The sequence below is a fragment of the Klebsiella sp. JN_Kp122 genome, assembly GCF_040062085.1.
GTDB lineage: Bacteria > Pseudomonadota > Gammaproteobacteria > Enterobacterales > Enterobacteriaceae > Klebsiella > Klebsiella aerogenes.
The window spans coordinates 1-17,373 of sequence record NZ_JBEAHW010000023.1; the positions used below are offsets into that span (position 1 = coordinate 1).

Annotated in this window: 17 protein-coding genes and 2 tRNA genes; 11 read left to right on the top strand and 8 right to left on the bottom strand. The window is 54.4% G+C overall.

All coding sequences use genetic code 11. The features are described 5' to 3' along the window. Positions 1 to 104: 104 nt before the first annotated feature. Together ABLU78_RS10755 and dkgB are read left to right on the top strand one after the other, a co-directional pair. Positions 105 to 181 (top strand) — tRNA-Asp (locus ABLU78_RS10755). Positions 182 to 348: 167 nt separating this feature from the next. Beyond that, positions 349 to 1,152: a 2,5-didehydrogluconate reductase DkgB gene (gene dkgB / locus ABLU78_RS10760; protein ID WP_045366734.1), complete on the top strand. Its 804-nt coding sequence runs from the start codon at positions 349 to 351 to the stop codon at positions 1,150 to 1,152. A gap of 48 nt (positions 1,153 to 1,200) precedes the next feature. On the opposite strand, the gene yafC is transcribed toward dkgB, so the two are convergent. After that, the gene (gene yafC / locus ABLU78_RS10765; RefSeq protein ID WP_015368133.1) at positions 1,201 to 2,103 is read right to left on the bottom strand and encodes a DNA-binding transcriptional regulator YafC; all 903 of its coding nucleotides are present in this window, start codon (positions 2,101 to 2,103) and stop codon (positions 1,201 to 1,203) included. 104 nt (positions 2,104 to 2,207) lie between these two features. Between yafC and ABLU78_RS10770 the strand changes: the two genes are divergently transcribed. The 3 genes from ABLU78_RS10770 to ABLU78_RS10780 all read left to right on the top strand — a co-directional run bounded on the left by ABLU78_RS10770 (position 2,208) and on the right by ABLU78_RS10780 (position 5,156). Beyond that, on the top strand, positions 2,208 to 3,398 hold the full coding sequence (locus tag ABLU78_RS10770; RefSeq protein ID WP_015368132.1) for an MFS transporter: 1,191 nt from the start codon (positions 2,208 to 2,210) through the stop codon (positions 3,396 to 3,398). A gap of 103 nt (positions 3,399 to 3,501) precedes the next feature. Then, entirely contained in the window at positions 3,502 to 4,299 is a 798-nt protein-coding gene (locus ABLU78_RS10775; RefSeq protein WP_015704463.1) for an endonuclease/exonuclease/phosphatase family protein, read from the top strand. Between the two features lie 86 nt (positions 4,300 to 4,385). After that, on the top strand, positions 4,386 to 5,156 hold the full coding sequence (locus ABLU78_RS10780) for a class I SAM-dependent methyltransferase (protein ID WP_032707483.1): 771 nt from the start codon (positions 4,386 to 4,388) through the stop codon (positions 5,154 to 5,156). 54 nt (positions 5,157 to 5,210) lie between these two features. On the opposite strand, the gene mltD is transcribed toward ABLU78_RS10780, so the two are convergent. Together mltD and gloB are read right to left on the bottom strand one after the other, a co-directional pair. After that, the gene (gene mltD, locus ABLU78_RS10785; protein ID WP_032705449.1) at positions 5,211 to 6,578 is read right to left on the bottom strand and encodes a murein transglycosylase D; all 1,368 of its coding nucleotides are present in this window, start codon (positions 6,576 to 6,578) and stop codon (positions 5,211 to 5,213) included. A gap of 71 nt (positions 6,579 to 6,649) precedes the next feature. Continuing rightward, positions 6,650 to 7,405, bottom strand: a complete 756-nt coding sequence (gene gloB / locus ABLU78_RS10790) for a hydroxyacylglutathione hydrolase (protein WP_032712668.1) — start codon at positions 7,403 to 7,405, stop codon at positions 6,650 to 6,652. Between the two features lie 33 nt (positions 7,406 to 7,438). On the opposite strand from gloB, the gene ABLU78_RS10795 reads away from it, so the two are divergent. Continuing rightward, positions 7,439 to 8,161, top strand: coding sequence for a class I SAM-dependent methyltransferase (locus ABLU78_RS10795; RefSeq protein WP_015704466.1), 723 nt, complete (start codon positions 7,439 to 7,441; stop codon positions 8,159 to 8,161). Here the strand turns inward: ABLU78_RS10795 and rnhA are convergent. Beyond that, on the bottom strand, positions 8,158 to 8,625 hold the full coding sequence (gene rnhA / locus ABLU78_RS10800; protein WP_015368126.1) for a ribonuclease HI: 468 nt from the start codon (positions 8,623 to 8,625) through the stop codon (positions 8,158 to 8,160). The genes ABLU78_RS10795 and rnhA overlap by 4 nt on opposite strands. Before the next feature lie 64 nt (positions 8,626 to 8,689). On the opposite strand from rnhA, the gene dnaQ reads away from it, so the two are divergent. Together dnaQ and ABLU78_RS10810 are read left to right on the top strand one after the other, a co-directional pair. Next, the gene (dnaQ, locus tag ABLU78_RS10805; RefSeq protein ID WP_015368125.1) at positions 8,690 to 9,421 is read left to right on the top strand and encodes a DNA polymerase III subunit epsilon; all 732 of its coding nucleotides are present in this window, start codon (positions 8,690 to 8,692) and stop codon (positions 9,419 to 9,421) included. 133 nt (positions 9,422 to 9,554) lie between these two features. After that, positions 9,555 to 9,631: transfer RNA gene (locus ABLU78_RS10810), tRNA-Asp, on the top strand. Positions 9,632 to 9,691: 60 nt separating this feature from the next. On the opposite strand, the gene ABLU78_RS10815 is transcribed toward ABLU78_RS10810, so the two are convergent. Then, the gene (locus tag ABLU78_RS10815) at positions 9,692 to 10,573 is read right to left on the bottom strand and encodes a LysR family transcriptional regulator (RefSeq protein WP_048228393.1); all 882 of its coding nucleotides are present in this window, start codon (positions 10,571 to 10,573) and stop codon (positions 9,692 to 9,694) included. Between the two features lie 103 nt (positions 10,574 to 10,676). Between ABLU78_RS10815 and eamB the strand changes: the two genes are divergently transcribed. After that, positions 10,677 to 11,267: a cysteine/O-acetylserine transporter gene (eamB, locus tag ABLU78_RS10820; RefSeq protein ID WP_032707488.1), complete on the top strand. Its 591-nt coding sequence runs from the start codon at positions 10,677 to 10,679 to the stop codon at positions 11,265 to 11,267. 30 nt (positions 11,268 to 11,297) lie between these two features. On the opposite strand, the gene ABLU78_RS10825 is transcribed toward eamB, so the two are convergent. Further along, positions 11,298 to 12,068 carry an amidohydrolase gene (locus tag ABLU78_RS10825; RefSeq protein ID WP_032712938.1) on the bottom strand — a complete coding sequence of 257 codons (771 nt, stop codon included), beginning with the start codon at positions 12,066 to 12,068 and terminating at the stop codon, positions 11,298 to 11,300. 167 nt (positions 12,069 to 12,235) lie between these two features. Then, on the bottom strand, positions 12,236 to 14,680 hold the full coding sequence (gene fadE / locus ABLU78_RS10830) for an acyl-CoA dehydrogenase FadE (RefSeq protein WP_032712669.1): 2,445 nt from the start codon (positions 14,678 to 14,680) through the stop codon (positions 12,236 to 12,238). Positions 14,681 to 14,920: 240 nt separating this feature from the next. On the opposite strand from fadE, the gene lpcA reads away from it, so the two are divergent. Both lpcA and ABLU78_RS10840 read left to right on the top strand, forming a co-directional pair. Continuing rightward, entirely contained in the window at positions 14,921 to 15,502 is a 582-nt protein-coding gene (gene lpcA / locus ABLU78_RS10835; protein WP_004099149.1) for a D-sedoheptulose 7-phosphate isomerase, read from the top strand. A 96-nt stretch (positions 15,503 to 15,598) separates the two neighbouring features. Next, positions 15,599 to 16,366, top strand: a complete 768-nt coding sequence (locus tag ABLU78_RS10840) for a class II glutamine amidotransferase (RefSeq protein ID WP_015368120.1) — start codon at positions 15,599 to 15,601, stop codon at positions 16,364 to 16,366. Here ABLU78_RS10840 and dpaA read toward each other — a convergent pair. Beyond that, a complete protein-coding gene (dpaA, locus tag ABLU78_RS10845) occupies positions 16,337 to 17,077 on the bottom strand; it encodes a peptidoglycan meso-diaminopimelic acid protein amidase (protein ID WP_015704469.1) in 741 nt (246 codons plus the stop codon). The genes ABLU78_RS10840 and dpaA overlap by 30 nt on opposite strands. Positions 17,078 to 17,373 lie beyond the last annotated feature (296 nt).

Consider the following 17,373-nt stretch of genomic DNA (forward strand, 5'->3'; position numbering starts at 1 on the left):
CGATGGTAGTGTGGGGTCTCCCCATGTGAGAGTAGGGAACTGCCAGGCATCAAATTTGCAGTAAAACCGGGGCATTAAACCGGTAGATGTAGAAAAAATTCGGTGGAGCGGTAGTTCAGTCGGTTAGAATACCTGCCTGTCACGCAGGGGGTCGCGGGTTCGAGTCCCGTCCGTTCCGCCACTTATTAAAAGCCCTGAGCATTTGCTCAGGGCTTTTTTGTTTTATCCATTCCAATTATTGCTAAATCAGCAAAAATCCTCTGCATTTATCGATCTTTTTCCCAACCCAACCTTCACCCATAATGGCCTCAGTTAAGCGAAACGAATAATTAACGAGGAACATCAATCATGACAATCCCTGCATTTGGTCTTGGCACTTTCCGTCTGCAAGACGACGTAGTCATCAACTCTGTAAAAATGGCGCTGGAGCTGGGCTATCGTACTATCGATACCGCACAGATCTATGAAAACGAAGCCGCTGTTGGCCAGGCTATCGCGGAAAGCGGCGTGCCGCGTGATGAACTGTTCATCACCACCAAAATCTGGATCGAAAACCTGACTAAAGACAAGCTGATCGCCAGCCTGAAAGAGAGCCTGCAGAAGCTGCGCACCGATTATGTTGATCTGACGCTGATTCACTGGCCGTCGCCGAACGATGCGGTTGCTGTTGAAGAGTTTATGGCTGCGCTGATGGAAGCGAAGAAGCTGGGTCTGACCCGACAGATCGGTATCTCTAACTTCACTATTCCACTGATGGAACGTGCGATCGCTGCCGTTGGCGCTGAAAATATCGCGACCAACCAGGTTGAACTGTCTCCGTACCTGCAGAACCGTAAAGTGGTCGATTGGGCGCGTGAACATGGGATCCACATCACCTCTTACATGACGCTGGCCTACGGTAAGGCGCTGAAAGATGAAGTGATTGCCCGTATCGCGGCGAAACATAATGCGACCCCGGCACAGGTTATTCTGGCGTGGGCGATGGGAGAAGGTTATGCGGTTATTCCATCTTCCACCAAGCGTGAAAATCTGGCGAGCAACCTGAAAGCGCTGGATCTGAAGCTGGATGATGAAGATCGTAAAGCGATTGCCGCGCTGGATTGCAACGACCGTCTGGTAAGCCCGGAAGGTCTGGCGCCGAAGTGGGATTAATCCACCGATTCCGGCAGGCGGTTGACGCCGCTGCCGGACGATAGTTTCTTACAGCTCCTTCGGGAGCTGTTTGACGTGCTCACTCAGAAAGTCAATAAATGCCCTGATACGCGTGCTGACGGCTCTGTCGCTGTAATACACCGCACTGAAAGGCATCTCCACCGGCAAGCGCTTGTCGGCAAGTAGCTCCACAAACTCCCCGCTGGCAATCTCTTTATCCACCATATAATCCGATAGACAGGCAATACCATTGCCGCCAAGACAGAGCTGTTTTAGCGTTTCGCCACTGTTAGAGGTAATTTCGCAACCGACTTCCAGTAATTGGCCATCGCTGGCGGCAATAGGCCAGGTATTTAACGAGACAGGCTCGGTGAACCCCAGGCAGAGATGATCCGCAAGATCTTCCGCATTCACCGGCGTGCCGTAGCGGGCGATATAATCAGGCGAGGCGATGATCTTGCGATAGCTGGTGAACAGCGGGCGGGCGCGCAGGCTGGAATCGGTTAGGGTACCCACGCGGATCGCGACATCGACTTTACGTTCTATAAGATTAATGAAGGTTTCCGAGGAGACCAGCGAGAGCGTCATTTCTGGATAACGTTCGCGAAACGGTTTTACCAGCGGCATTAAAAAATGCAGCATCACCGGGGTGGCGGCATCAACGCGAAGCAATCCGCGAGGGGTGGTGCGCGTCTCCAGAAGCTCGTTCTCAGCAGCCGCCATCTCCTGCAACACCACCTGCATGCGGCGGAAATAACGCTCGCCTTCTTCTGTCAGGCTCAGCTGGCGCGTGGTCCGGTTTAACAAACTAACGCCTAGCTTTGATTCCAGCTTTTTGACTGCCCGGCTGACGGCAGAGTTTGCCTGCCCGAGCTGCTCGGCCGCCCGGCTAAAACTGCCGCTTTCCACTACGGCGACGAAGATAGCGATCTCTTCTGACGTGGCTCTCATTGTTGCACCTATAGCAAAATTCTATTGAGATTTTGATGGTTTTTGTTATTTAAACATCCCTTCATACTACGTGTCATCTTAATCCTGATGCTACGGAGTAAATTATGCCACTGGCGCTACTTGCATTAACCATCGGTGCCTTTGCTATTGGCACTACCGAATTTGTGATCGTCGGTCTGGTACCGACCATCGCCGAACAACTGGCTATCTCGCTGCCGTCTGCGGGCCTGCTGGTTTCCATCTATGCGCTAGGCGTGGCGATTGGCGCCCCGGTGCTGACCGCGCTAACCGGGCGCATGCCGCGTAAGCAGCTCCTGCTGGCGTTAATGGTGTTGTTTACCGCCGGTAACCTGCTAGCGTGGCAGGCTCCGGGTTATGGCACTTTGATTATGGCCCGCCTGCTGACCGGCCTGGCGCATGGCGTATTCTTTTCTATCGGCTCGACGATTGCCACCAGCCTGGTGCCAAAAGAGAAAGCCGCCTCGGCCATTGCTATCATGTTCGGCGGCCTGACGGTCGCGCTGGTAACCGGGGTGCCTTTCGGGACGTTCATCGGTCAGCATTTTGGCTGGCGGGAAACGTTCCTCGCGGTATCGATTCTGGGCGTCATTGCGCTTATCAGCAGCCTGATCCTGGTGCCGAATAATATTCCGGGCCGCGCCGGCGCCAGCCTGCGCGATCAGATGAAAGTCTTGACCCATCCGCGCCTGTTGATGATCTACGCGATTACCGCGCTGGGCTATGGCGGCGTGTTTACCGCATTTACTTTCCTCGCGCCGATGATGCAGGAGCTGGCTGGCTTTAGCCCGTCTGCGGTCAGTTGGATCCTGCTGGGTTACGGTATCTCTGTCGCTATCGGTAACGTGTGGGGCGGTAAGCTCGCCGATAAACATGGCGCCGTCGCCGCGTTGAAATTTATCTTCGCTGCGTTGGTGGTGCTGTTGCTGGTCTTCCAGTTCACGGCCAATCTGCACTACGCCGCTCTGGCAACGGTACTGGTGATGGGCATTTTCGCCTTCGGCAACGTTCCGGGTCTGCAGGTCTATGTGGTGCAAAAGGCTGAACAATACACGCCGGGCGCCGTTGATGTCGCCTCTGGTTTGAACATCGCTGCCTTCAATATTGGTATTGCCCTCGGTTCGGTCATTGGTGGACAGACGGTCGAGCTGTACGGTCTGGCGCAGACGCCGTGGATTGGCGCGCTGATTGTGCTGGTTGCTTTGCTACTGGTCGTACTGAGCGGTCGTTTAGATAAATCTCCACGCCGTTCGGCAGCCGTTTCTCTCGAAGGATAAGGCTTTCTCGCAAATTGCATTGAAAGTGTATGGGAAAATCCCTATAACAGAAGAACCAGCCGCAGTCGGGCTGGTTTCCTGTTATCGAGGTTGAATGCCCAAATTGCGAAAGAATACCTATGCCATGCGCTATGTCGCCGGACAACCCGCGGAGAGAATCTTGCCTCCGGGGGCGTTTGCGGGCGTCAGTCCGGTTTATCCCGCCGGCGCGCCATTAAGCAGCGATGAGAAAATTCGCGTGCTGGTGTGGAATATCTTTAAGCAGCAGCGTGCAGAATGGCAGTCAGTGCTCAAAAATTTCGGCAAAGACGCGCATCTGGTCCTGTTGCAGGAGGCGCAAACCACCCCAGAACTGGTCAGGTTCGCGACTTCAAACTATCTGGCCGCCGATCAGGTGCCGGCGCTGGTATTGCCGCAGCATCCTTCCGGCGTGATGACGCTGGCCTCCGCTCACCCCATCTATTGCTGTCCCTTGCGCGAGCGCGAACCTATTTTACGTTTGCCTAAATCGGCGTTAGTGACCGTTTATCCGCTGCCCGATGCACGGCTGTTAATGGTGGTGAATATCCATGCGGTTAATTTTAGTCTTGGCGTCGATGTCTATAGTAAACAGCTGCTGCCAATTGGCGATCAGATTGCCCATCACAGCGGGCCGGTAATCATGGCTGGTGATTTCAACGCCTGGAGCCGCCCGCGGATGAATGCGTTGTACCGCTTTGCGCGTGAGATGTCGTTACGCGAGGTTCGTTTCTCTGACGATCAGCGCCGCCGCGCGTTTGGTCGCCCGCTCGATTTTGTGTTCTACCGCGGCTTAAGCGTGCACGATGCCTCCGTGCTGGTGACCCGCGCCTCCGATCACAACCCGCTACTAGTCGAATTCAGTCCCGGCAAGCCTGATTAATTAAGGTATGTCAGGCCTGCCATCGGGCAGGTCTGCGTTCAGCACGATGCTGCCCTTTATTACTCAAACCACCGAAGGACAACACAATGACAACACGCTCTCATCATGACAACGTCGAAAAGCAGTTTGGCTCACAGGCAAGCGCCTATCTGACCAGCGCCGTACACGCCTCCGGGCGCGATCTGCAGCGTCTGGCGGAACGGCTGGCGGATTTCCCGCAGGCAACGTTGCTGGATATGGGATGCGGGGCAGGGCACGCCAGTTTTACCGCTGCCGGCCAGGTAGCGCAGGTTACCGCGTATGATTTATCGAGCCAGATGCTGGAGGTTGTCGCTCAGGCGGCAAAAGACAAAGGCTTTACCAACATCGTCACTCAGCAGGGATATGCTGAAATGCTGCCGTTTGCCGACGCCAGTTTTGATGTGGTGATTAGCCGCTACTCCGCTCACCATTGGCATGATGTCGGCCAGGCGCTGCGCGAGGTGAAACGCGTGCTGAAGCCGGGCGGGGTGATGATCATGATGGACGTAATGTCTCCGGGGCATCCGGTACGTGATGTCTGGCTGCAGACCGTAGAGGCCCTGCGCGACACCTCGCACGTGCGTAATTACTCCAGCGGCGAGTGGCTGGCGCTGGCCAACGACGCAGGCCTGGCGATCAATCATTTATTGACCGATCGTCTGCCGCTGGAATTTAGCTCCTGGGTCGCGCGGATGCGCACGCCAGAAGCGCTGGCGGAGGCGATTCGCTTATATCAGCAGAGTGCATCGGCGGAGGTTAAAGCCTACTTCGAATTACAGCAGGATGGATCGTTTACCAGCGATACCATCATGTTTGAAGCGCATAAAGCAGTGTAGCGCTGGCAATAAAAAAGGCACCGGGGAATCGGTGCCTTTCTCATTATTCTGAAATCAGGATTCAGGTCTGTCGTTGTTCTTCACAAACAGCGTTAGCTGATCCCCAGGCTTCAGGTTATCGGTATCGCTGTTCCAGCGCATAACGTCGCGGATATTGACGCCGTGGCGTTTTGCGATGCTCGATAGCGAGTCGCCCTTACGAACACGATAGGTGATGCTATCATTGTTGTTCGCCAGACGTTGCGCGCTGCTGCCTGCGCCGACAACCAGATTCTGTCCAACTTTCAACCCTGAACCGCGCAGGTTGTTCCACTGCTGCAGATCCCGGGTGGTGACGCCGAGACGCGAAGCAATCCCGGAAATCGTATCGCCAGAACGTACCTTGTAGCTATGGCTGGTCAGCGGCGTATTGTCAGCTAGCTGCGTCGGCTGTACGGCGGCAATGTCGCCAGAGGCCAGAGACTCACGCAGTTGAGCCGCGTGCTTCTGAGGCACCATAACGTACTTTGGCCCGCTAGCGCCAAGCGTTGAACCCTTTACGCCGGCGTTAAAGGTTTTCAGCTTGCTGACCGGCATTCCTGCCATGTCCGCGAGCTGAGAAATCTCAACCGGACTATCGAGGCGAACGCGCGCCAGCGCACGGCTTTCATCAGCCGTTGGCAGCTTCACGCCGTAACGCTTGCTGTTTTTGAGAATATCGCTCAAAGCCAGCATTTTTGGCACGTAGACCTTGGTTTCACGCGGCAGCGAGAGCGACCAAAAATCGGTGGGTTTACCACGCGAACGGTTCGCCTTCACGGCCTTCATTACCCGGCCTTCGCCGCTGTTATATGCCGCGACGGTCAGTAACCAGTCGCCGTCGAACATTTTGTTCAGACGTTGCATCATGTCCAGCGCCGCGGTAGTAGACGCAACGACATCACGACGCGCATCGTAACTGCGGGTCTGTTTTAAACCATAATTGCGCCCTGTGCTCGGAATGATCTGCCAAATGCCTGCGGCATTGGCGCCAGACGTCGCGTGTGGGTCAAAAGCGCTCTCCACTATGGGTAGTAATACCAGTTCCATTGGCATGTTACGTTTCTTAACTTGCCCGGCTATCCAGTACATATACGGTTCAGCCCGTAAAGTTACATCGTGGAGATAGCTCTTATTACGTAAGTACTTCTGTTTCTGTTCGCGAATCCGGGGGTTTTCCGGAATTCCCATCTTTAGCTCGTCGCTTATGGAAGTCCACAGATCCTGGTCTTGCGCGTAGAGGGTTCCATCATCTAACCATCGCGCCTGACTTGTGAACTTGCCTGCTTCCCCTTGACCAGCTGCAGAAAGGCTCTGTGCTCGCTGTTCTACGGTGCCGTCGTGCTTCGACGCCTGGCACCCTACCAGCAGGACAGAGGCGAGTAATATCGCTCGTGCCTTCATGTGTGTGTCAATAGTTGCTTAAAAGACGAGCAAGGATAACGGTGAAGGCCGAGGATGACAAGCGTTAAATCTCAGAAGTCATCTTTCTTTGACCTTAACCATGCAAATCTCTGCGCTGAGTGTTGCAAATTTGTTTCTTTGGATATTTCTTTAATTAAATCATTGTCATCCGTACGTAAAAATAAATTTATACGGCGTTCATTTTTCAGAGTAACGGGTAGTGTCTTTTGGTTTTTTGCGCGTAACTCCTTAACTTTATGGTAGTAATCCTTTATATCCATATCATCTGGCAGGATACTCAATGCAAACTTCATGTTTGCTAAAGTGTACTCATGTGCGCAACAAATTAGGGTGTCAGCGGGAAGGGCATTTATTTTCATAAATGATTGATACATTTGATCTGCTGTACCTTCGAACAGCCTGCCGCAGCCGCCGGAAAACATTGTATCGCCACAAAATAGATAAGGTTTGCTGTAGAAACAGATATGTCCTAATGTGTGACCTGGCGTGGCGAAAATAGAAAATTCGTGACCCAAAAGAGTAATGCTATCGCCATCAGATACAATATCCGTGCTTCCCTTATCCTGGGTTTCTGCCGGCCCGTAAACCACAAGTTGCGGAAATTTTTGCCGCAGTTCTTTCACGCCGCCAACATGATCATGGTGGTGGTGGGTTAACAAAATCGCTTCTGGCTGCCAGTTGTTTTCTTCAATGGCCGCGAGTACCGGCGCGGTTTCACCGGGATCGACTATCACACAACGACGGCTATCGTCGCTAACAACCCAGATGTAGTTGTCCTGAAATGCAGGAATACTGATAAGATTCATAAATTACCTCTCAAAGCGTTGCGGAAGGTTGCGATGAAGCCGGCAAGGATACCTCATACAATTACAGCTCCAGAGCATTGGTCCAGTATGCCGTGGGGTGAATACTATCGCGAGTCGCTGGAACGGCATATGAAACCGTGGCTGGCTAAATTATATGGCTTTCATCTACTTAAGATTGGCAATCTGAGCGCGGAAATCAATACCGAAGCCTGCGCGATCTCCCATCAGGTGAACGTTTCGCTGGGGGGAAGTCCGATCCAGGTCAAAGCCGACCCGCTGTCTCTTCCTTTCGCCGCCAAATCGGTGGATGCCTGTTTACTGGCGCATACTTTGCCATGGTGCAGCGATCCGCACCGGCTGTTGCGCGAAGCTGACCGCGTGCTGATTGACGATGGCTGGATGATTTTGACTGCTTTTAACCCGCTGAGCCTGATTGGATTGCGCAAAGTGACGCCGGTTCTGCGAAAAACTATCCCCTATAACAGCCGGATGTTTACCATGACGCGACAGCTTGACTGGCTGGCGCTGCTCAATTTTGAGGTGCTGCACTACGGTCGCTATCAGGTGCTGCCCTGGTCGAAGCAGGGGGGAAAAATGCTAAGTACTCATCTGCCTGCTTTGGGATGTTTGCAAATGATCGTCGCGCGGAAAAGAACCATTCCGTTGACGCTAAATCCGATGAAGTCCGGGAAGGCGAAGACGCAGCTGCGTCCGGCCGTTGGCGCCACCAGGCAGTGGCGCGACGGGGGGAATTAGCTTTCCGGCTGGTAGCCGACGTCGTCCAGCGTGGGGTTAGACGCAGCGGCGCGCGCAAGTTCGTCGCAGCGTTCGTTTTCCGGGTGTCCGGCATGGCCTTTGACCCATTCCCATTTAATCTGATGCTGGCCGAGAGCGGCATCAAGGCGTTTCCACAGATCGACATTTTTAACCGGCTTTTTGTCCGCCGTTTTCCAGCCGCGTTTCTTCCAGTTATGGATCCACTGGGTTATCCCCTGGCGGACGTACTGGCTATCGGTACTTAGCACCACTTCGCAGTGCTCTTTAAGCGCTTCGAGAGCGACGATGGCAGCCATCAGTTCCATGCGGTTGTTAGTCGTCAGGCGGTAGCCCGCGCTGTAGGTTTTTTCATGCTGGCGATAGCGCATAATAGCGCCGTAGCCGCCAGGCCCTGGATTCCCCAGGCAAGAACCATCGGTGAAAATTTCTACCTGTTTGAGCATCTCTGGTAGACTTCCTGTAATTGAAATCGATATGTAAACGACAAGTCTGACATAAATGACCGCTATGAGCACTGCAATTACACGACAGATTGTTCTCGATACCGAAACCACCGGTATGAACCAGATCGGCGCCCACTATGAAGGGCATAAGATCATCGAGATCGGCGCCGTAGAGGTGATCAACCGTCGCCTCACCGGTAATAACTTCCATGTTTACCTGAAGCCCGACCGGCTGGTGGACCCTGAAGCCTTCGGCGTTCACGGTATTGCCGATGAATTCCTCATGGATAAGCCGACATTTGCCGACGTTGCCGATGAGTTCATGGAGTATATCCGCGGCGCGGAGCTGGTCATCCATAACGCATCGTTCGATATCGGCTTTATGGATTATGAATTCAAAAAGCTGAACCGCGGCATTGAGAAAACGGAAACCTTTTGTAAGGTCACCGATAGCCTGGCGCTGGCGCGTAAGATGTTCCCCGGCAAGCGTAACAGCCTTGATGCGCTCTGTTCACGTTATGAAATAGACAACAGCAAGCGTACGCTGCACGGCGCGTTGCTCGATGCCCAGATTCTGGCTGACGTCTATCTGATGATGACCGGTGGGCAGACCAGCATGGCGTTTTCGATGGAAGGAGAAGGCCAACAGCAGGCCGGCGATATTGGAATACAGCGCGTTGTCCGCGCCGCCAGTAAATTACGCGTGGTTTATGCCTCTGATAGCGAGCTGGCGGACCATGAATCGCGTCTCGACCTGGTGCAAAAGAAGGGCGGAAGCTGCCTGTGGCGCGCCTGATTGCCGGTAATATGCGCTAAAAATAGGCGGGCGGGCTAATTTTGCAGCAAACGATTCAAAAGTGAAGAAAAAGCGTTGACGGCGATGTAGGGAAACCGTAATATTCGCCTCGTTCCCAACGGAACAACAACGCGGAGCGGTAGTTCAGTCGGTTAGAATACCTGCCTGTCACGCAGGGGGTCGCGGGTTCGAGTCCCGTCCGTTCCGCCACTATTCAGAAGGCCTGAATCAGCAATGATTCAGGCCTTCGTCGTTTGGGGGAATTATCATTTAATCCGCCCCTAACGCCTCCTCAACACACTGCATAAATACCCGCATTGCCGGGCTAATCACTTTACCGGCGTGATGGGCGCATATCGCGTTAATAGTGAGTGGAATATCGCTGAACGGGAGTTCAACCAGCGTACCGCGCTTAAGCTCTTCCTCAACGGCGAAACGCGGCAGATAGCTGACGCCAAGATTGCTCGCCACGCACTGCTTAATACTTTCGATACTCCAGAGCTCAATAGTATTTTCCAGGGTAATGGCGCGCTGGCGCAGCGTGCTTTCAAAAATTTGCCGAAATACGCACTGTGGCTCATTGATAACAAAGCTCAGCGGAATATGTTGCCCGCAGCGGGTAAAATCGACCGCCGGATGCTGCGGCGAGGCGACCAGCGTCAGCGACTGCTGGCCAAAGCTTGTCATGGTTAACGCGTCATCGTTGCCAACCCGATAAAACACGCCCAAATCGGCGCTATCGTTGAGTAGTGCATCGCGGATGACATAACAGTTGAGCGACTGCAGCGATAAGCGTACCTGCGGCGCCCGTTGTTTAAAGCGCTGTAGCACCTGCGGCATTTTATAGGCCAGCAGGGTTTCCCCACAGGCAACGCGTAGCTCGCCAGCCGGTTCGCCATCCTCGCGAGCCGCCTCACGAATAGTTTCCATCACCCTCGCCAGTTCATGGACGTGCGGCAGCACCTTTTTACCGGATTCGGTCAGGCACATGCGGCGACCAATTTTTTCAAACAGCTGAACGGCAAGCTCTTGCTCAAGCTGTTGAATATGAAAGGTCACGGTGGATTGCGTACAGCATAGTTTTTGCGCCGCGCGTAAAAACGAGCCTTCTTCCACTACCGTCTTGAGAGTAATAAAACGCCGCAGATCCATTTCGCCACCAACTATCGAAATTATCGAATTCAGAGTCAGAAAACATTCATTTTTTTAAATGAATGGCTTCGGGTACTGTCTGCCAAAACGAAGGAGAAGACAAGTGACCCCAGCTTTGATTAGTGCTTTTTTGACTTATACCCTGATAACCGCGCTGACTCCCGGCCCCAATAATATTCTTGCCCTCAGCAGCGTCACCGCCCATGGCTTACGCCGCAGTCTGCGGGTGCTGGCGGGGATGAGCATTGGTTTTATTATCACTATGCTGATTTGCGCGGCTTTAACCTTTTCGCTGGTGGAACTCGACTCGCGATTTACCCGGATATTGGGATGGATTGGCGCGGCGTATATCCTGTGGCTGGCCTGGCAGATAGCCAAAAGCAAACCGGGGGCAGGCGCGCTGAGTACAGAGCCGGTGGGTTTCTGGGCGAGCCTGGGCCTGCAGTTCGTCAACGTAAAAATTATTCTGTATGGCATCACCGCGCTCTCTACCTTTGTCCTGCCTGTTACCCGCGAGCCGATTTGGCTCATTAGCGTGAGTCTGCTGCTGGCGGCGATTGGCGCGCTGGGAAACCTGTGCTGGGCTCTGGCGGGGCATCTGTTTCAGCGCCTGTTTTTGTTGTACGGGCGGCAACTGAACTGGGTATTGGCAGCGTTATTGGTCTACTGCGCTTTGCGGATCGTGGTGGAATAAAAAGGGAGCGCAGCGGCTCCCGAAAAGTGTTTAGCCGATCGTGAAAGGATCGGCATCCTGCCAGGCCGGAAATTTCTCGCGATACTCCTGCAGCGCGGCCAACGACAGATCGGCATCGAGCCGCGTCGCCTGATGCGGTTCGGCGGTGGCGATAATCTCTCCCTGCGGGCTGATGATACGGCTATCGCCCCGATAGTGGTGGCCGTTGCCATCGGTGCCGACGCGGTTGCAGCCGGCGACGTAGGCCTGGTTTTCAATAGCTCTGGCGACCAGCAGCGATTGCCAGTGCAGCGAACGCGGGGCAGGCCAGTTAGCAACATACAGCGCCAGATCGTAATCGTTGTGGTTACGCGACCATACCGGGAAACGCAGGTCATAACACACCAGCGGCAGAATCCGCCAGCCGCGCCATTCAAAGACCACTCGCTCAGTACCTGCCTCATAATGGTGATGCTCATCCGCCATGCGGAACAGGTGACGCTTATCGTAAAAGTGCGTTTTACCGCCGGGCTCTACCAGCAGAAAGCGGTTCACCGGGCCACGTTCGGTCTGCAAGGCCGCGCTACCGGCAATCATCGCGTTGGTCTGCTCCGCTTTCGCCAGCATCCACTCAACGACCTCTCCCTGCGGCATCGACTGCTTCGCCGCTTCCATGGCAAATCCGGTAGTAAACATCTCAGGCAGCACAATGATGTCGCGCCCGCTCACTTCTTCCAGCTGACGATCGAAATGGCGCAGGTTGGCGGGACCATCCATCCACACCAGCGGTTGCTGCAACAGCGTAATTTTCAAGCCAGACACAGTGGTGAACTCCATTATGAAGAGGGCATAAGCTAATTTTAATACCATATCAGCAGCGGGAAGCAGCATGGAATATTTTGTTAAAGAAATGCTAACTTCGGCGAGTAACAATAAAAGAAAGGCGGGGAAATTCCCCGCCTTCGTCGTGATGTGGAGTATTGCTGCTATTATGCCGCTTCAATCTTGCGGATTTTTTCCGGCAGCTTTACCGGTTTGGTCGCCAGTTCATCCGCCGCGAAATCATCAACGTTAATACTGCGCAGACGGCTAGTTTCCGCACGGGTCAGAATCGAGGCTTCCTCCTGATTAATTAACCCTTTGGCCAGCGCATTAGTGGCCAGCTCATCCAGGCGGGTGAACGGCAGATTTTTACCCAGCTCTTTGCAGATGCGCTGGTGGATTGGGTCCGCCGCCATCACATCCAGCAGCGCCTCTTCCAGCAGGCCAACCGGGTTATGTTCGCTTGGCGTCAGGTACTGGCCGCGACCGATACGAGAGCGGGTCGCGCTCGGAACCTGCAGAATTTTCGCCACTTTATGATCCAGCTTGTCGGACGGCGCATCGTAGTGACGGCCGGTCGGGAAGATGGCGAGACGCAGCGCGCCGGCGACAAAGCGGTTCGGGAAGTTCTTCAGCAGGTCATCGATAGCCTGCTCTGCCTGATACAGCGCATCTTGCACGCCCCAATGGACCAGCGGCAGATCCGCTTCATTACGGCCTTCATCGTCATAACGTTTCAGCACCGCCGATGCCAGGTAAAGCTGGCTCAGCACGTCGCCGAGACGCGCGGAGATACGTTCGCGACGCTTCAGGCTGCCGCCCAGTACCGCCATTGATACATCCGACAGCAGGGCCAGGTTGGCGCTCAGGCGATTCATGTGCTGATAGTAGCGGCGTGTAGTATCACGGGTCGGCGCGCTGCTGGTGCGGCCGCGAGTCAGGCCCAGCCAGAAGCTGCGTATTTTGTTGCTACCGACATGGCCGATATGTTTAAACAGCAGCTTATCGAAGGCGTTAACGTCATTGTTCTGCGCGGCGGCCATCTCATCCAGTACATACGGATGGCAACGAATCGCCCCCTGACCAAAGATCATCATGCTGCGGGTGAGGATATTCGCCCCTTCAACGGTAATGGCGATCGGCGCGCCCTGATAAGCGCGGGCAAGGAAGTTGCCTTCGCCCAGCATGATGCCTTTACCGCCGGTAATATCCATAGCGTCTATGATTGAACGCTGGCCGCGGTGGGTACAATGATATTTAACGATCGCCGACAGCACCGCCGGTTTCTCGCCAAGCATAATCCCGTAGGTAATCAGCGAAGCGGCGGCGTCCATTACGTAGGCGTTGCCTGCGATACGCGCCAGCGGCTCTTCGATACCTTCCATTTTACCAATCGAGATTTTGAACTGACGGCGAATGTGGGCGTAGGCGCCGGTCGCCATAGCGACGGATTTCAGGCCGCCGGTGGCGTTGGACGGCAGAGTAATACCGCGACCCACGGACAGGCACTCAACCAGCATACGCCAGCCCTGGCCGGCCATGCTCGGGCCGCCGATGATGTAATCGATCGGTACGAAAATATCTTTACCACGAGTGGGGCCGTTCTGGAACGGTACGTTCAGCGGGAAGTGACGACGGCCAATTTCCACGCCCGGCGTTGAGGTGGGGATCAGCGCGCAGGTGATACCGAGTTCTTCCTCGCCGCCCAGCAGACGGTCCGGATCAGAGAGTTTGAAAGCCAGGCCCAGTACGGTGGCGATTGGCGCGAGGGTGATATAGCGCTTGTTCCAGGTCAGGCGCATCCCCAGCACCTGCTGACCCTGCCAGTCGCCCATACAGACTACGCCGGTATCCGGGATCGCGCCGGCGTCGGAGCCCGCTTCCGGGCTGGTCAACGCGAAGCATGGGATCTCCTGACCACGCGCCAGGCGCGGCAGGTAGTGATTTTTCTGCTCTTCGGTACCGTAATGTTGCAGCAGTTCGCCCGGCCCTAAGGAGTTAGGCACGCCGACGGTGATCGCCAGGATCCCGGAAACGCCGGACAGCTTTTGCAGTACGCGAGACTGGGCATAGGCGGAAAACTCCAGGCCGCCGTACTCTTTCTTAATGATCATCGCAAAGAAGCGATGCTCTTTCAGGTACGCCCACAGCTCCGGCGGCAGATCCGCCATCTCATGGGTAATTTCGAAGTCGTTCGCCATGCGGCAGGCTTCTTCTACTGGGCCGTCGATGAAAGCCTGCTCTTCGGCGGTGAGGCGCGGCTGCGGATAGTTATGCAGCTTGTGCCAGTCCGGGTTGCCGCGGAACAGATCGCCTTCCCACCAGGTGGTGCCGGCATCGATGGCTTCTTTTTCCGTACGCGACATCGGCGGCATTACTTTGCGGAAGGCGCGGAATGCCGGGGCGGAGAAAAGGGATTTACGCATCGGCGCAAAGTTGAACGGCAGCAGGATAATCGCCAGCGGCAACAGCAGCCAGATATTCCACAGCCCCGCCACGCTGAGCGCCGCGGTCCAGGCGAGCAAAATCACGCTGCTGAGAAGCAGGCTGACTCGGTGATAGAAGAGCACGCCGAGTAACACTACGGTTGCAACAATACTCAAAATCATCATAGAGAAATGCTCCCTTATCTTGTAGGAGGTCTGACCACTTGTGATGTATTGGTTGTAGTGGATGTAATTTGTTTTAGCAATGTGTTTACAAAATAATTACAACCTTGCTCACATTGTTGGCTGGAAAAGCGGCACGTAAAATCAAAAGGACGAGGGATAACGTTGCCTGCTGCTTCTCGCTTCGGCGGCTATCCGGTACACTGCCAGGGTTATTCCAACCAATACTGAAGGATTATCCTCATGTACCAGGATCTTATTCGTAACGAACTGAACGAAGCCGCGGAAACGCTGGCCAACTTTCTGCAGGACGAGGCCAACATTCACGCTATCCAGCGCGCGGCGGTACTGCTGGCGGATAGCTTCAAAGCTGGCGGTAAAGTGCTTTCCTGCGGCAACGGCGGTTCTCATTGCGATGCGATGCATTTTGCGGAAGAGCTGACCGGGCGTTATCGCGAGAACCGCCCTGGTTATCCGGCGATCGCTATTTCTGACGTCAGCCATCTGTCCTGCGTGAGTAATGATTTTGGCTATGAATATGTCTTCTCCCGCTATGTTGAATCTGTTGGCCGCGCAGGCGATGTTCTGCTGGGCATTTCCACCTCCGGCAACTCCGGCAACGTGATCAAAGCGATTGAAGCCGCGCGTGCGCAGGGAATGAAAGTGATCACCCTGACCGGTAAAGACGGCGGCAAAATGGCGGGTTCCGCCGATGTGGAAATTCGCGTACCGCATTTCGGTTACGCCGATCGCATTCAGGAGATTCACATTAAGGTGATTCATATTCTGATTATGTTGATCGAAAAAGAGATGGTTAAAGCTTAACTTGCCATGATGACGGCGCCGTGGCTTCCATGTTGAGGAGCCGCGGCGACAAGGCTTTAGCGGCAGGATATTTTGTGCAGTGGTATGAGGTGATCTATGTGCGAATTGCTCGGGATGAGCGCCAATGTGCCGACCGATATCTGTTTTAGCTTCTCCGGGCTGGTTCAGCGCGGGGGCGGCACCGGGCCGCATAAAGACGGCTGGGGTATTACCTTTTACGAAGGGAAAGGGTGTCGCACATTTAAAGATCCGCAGCCGAGCTTTCAGTCGCCAATAGCCAAACTGGTACAGGATTATCCCATTAAATCCTGTTCCGTCATTGCCCATATCCGTCAGGCCAACCGTGGCGAAGTGGCGCTGGAGAACACCCATCCGTTCACCCGCGAACTGTGGGGCCGCCACTGGACCTACGCCCATAACGGGCAGCTCAAGGGTTATAAATCGCTGAAGACGGGAAATTTCCGCCCGGTGGGCGAGACCGACAGCGAAACGGCTTTCTGCTGGCTGTTGCACCGTTTAACCGAGCGCTATCCGCGCACGCCTGGCAATATGGTCGGCGTGTTTAAATACATCGCGACGCTGGCGGGCGAAATGCGCGAGAAGGGCGTGTTTAATATGCTGTTATCGGACGGGCGCTATGTGATGGCGTACTGTTCAACCAACCTGTACTGGATCACCCGTCGGGCGCCGTTTGGCGTGGCGAAGCTGCTGGATCAGGATGTGGAAATTGATTTTCAACGTGAGACCACACCAAACGATGTGGTCTCCGTTATCGCCACTCAGCCGCTGACCGGCAATGAGGCCTGGAATAAAATCATGCCAGGCGAGTGGGCGTTATTTTGCCTCGGGGAGCGTATAGTTTGAGGCCAGCTGCGGCTGGATAACCTCGTGGCTGAGCGGCTTGCTGACGATATAGCGGCCATCCATCACCGAAACCACCGGCGGTTTGTGGGTCTGCTGGAAGTAGTCATAGCCTGGCTTCAGCTGCTTCCAGAAATCCGCATAGTACGAGAACTTATGTCGCGCCATGTTGGCGTCGGTCATGCGGAACGGGTAGATGCTGACCTGCACGCTTGGCTGGCCAAATACCAGCGCGCCGGTGACAAACTGGAAGATCTCGTCAATGCCGGTATCGGTCATCGCGTAGCAGCCGACGGAAACGCAGGCGCCGTGGATCATCAGGTATTTACCTTCATAGCCGTGCGCGCGATCGTAGGCATTCGGGAAGCCGATATTGATCGCTTTATAAAAGCGGCTGTCTGGTTTTAGCTGACTGCGGGAGACGTTATAAAACCCTTCCGGACTTTTGAAATCGCCCTGGCGTTGCTTCGGCCCGAGGCCGCCGGAGTAGTTACAGATCCGGTAGCTATCGAGAAGCTGGTAGGTTTCGCCCATTTTGACGTAGAGATCGAGCATCCGCTCTTCTTTGAAGATCTCGATATAAACGGGAGAGCCCATTAACTGCTGTTTATATTCTTTGCTAACCGGCGTTGTCGGGCTGTTACTGCTGAGTAACCCAGCAAATGACACGCACGGCAACAGAAGCATCGCAATAAAGAATGCGATTTTGCGCATACTGCTTGTTCCTTGATAAAACAAAAAACCACATGCCAGGACGGCAAGAGATACCCGAAATCAGAGTTTTCTGGATTTAGAGCGCTCACATTAGCATCACGGCAGTTTTTCGCAAGCACGGTGTGGCTGCGTTTACAATTTAATGTTCCTTTATAGCGAATATTGCCGCAAAGCGCAGTGAGAACTTTGCGCAATAGCTCGCATTTTAGAAGCACTTATTGGCGCTTTTCCTACTTCTGCCACTCACAAAATGTTACACTCCCGCCGTTTATGACCAGGGTAAGAAAGGATGCTTC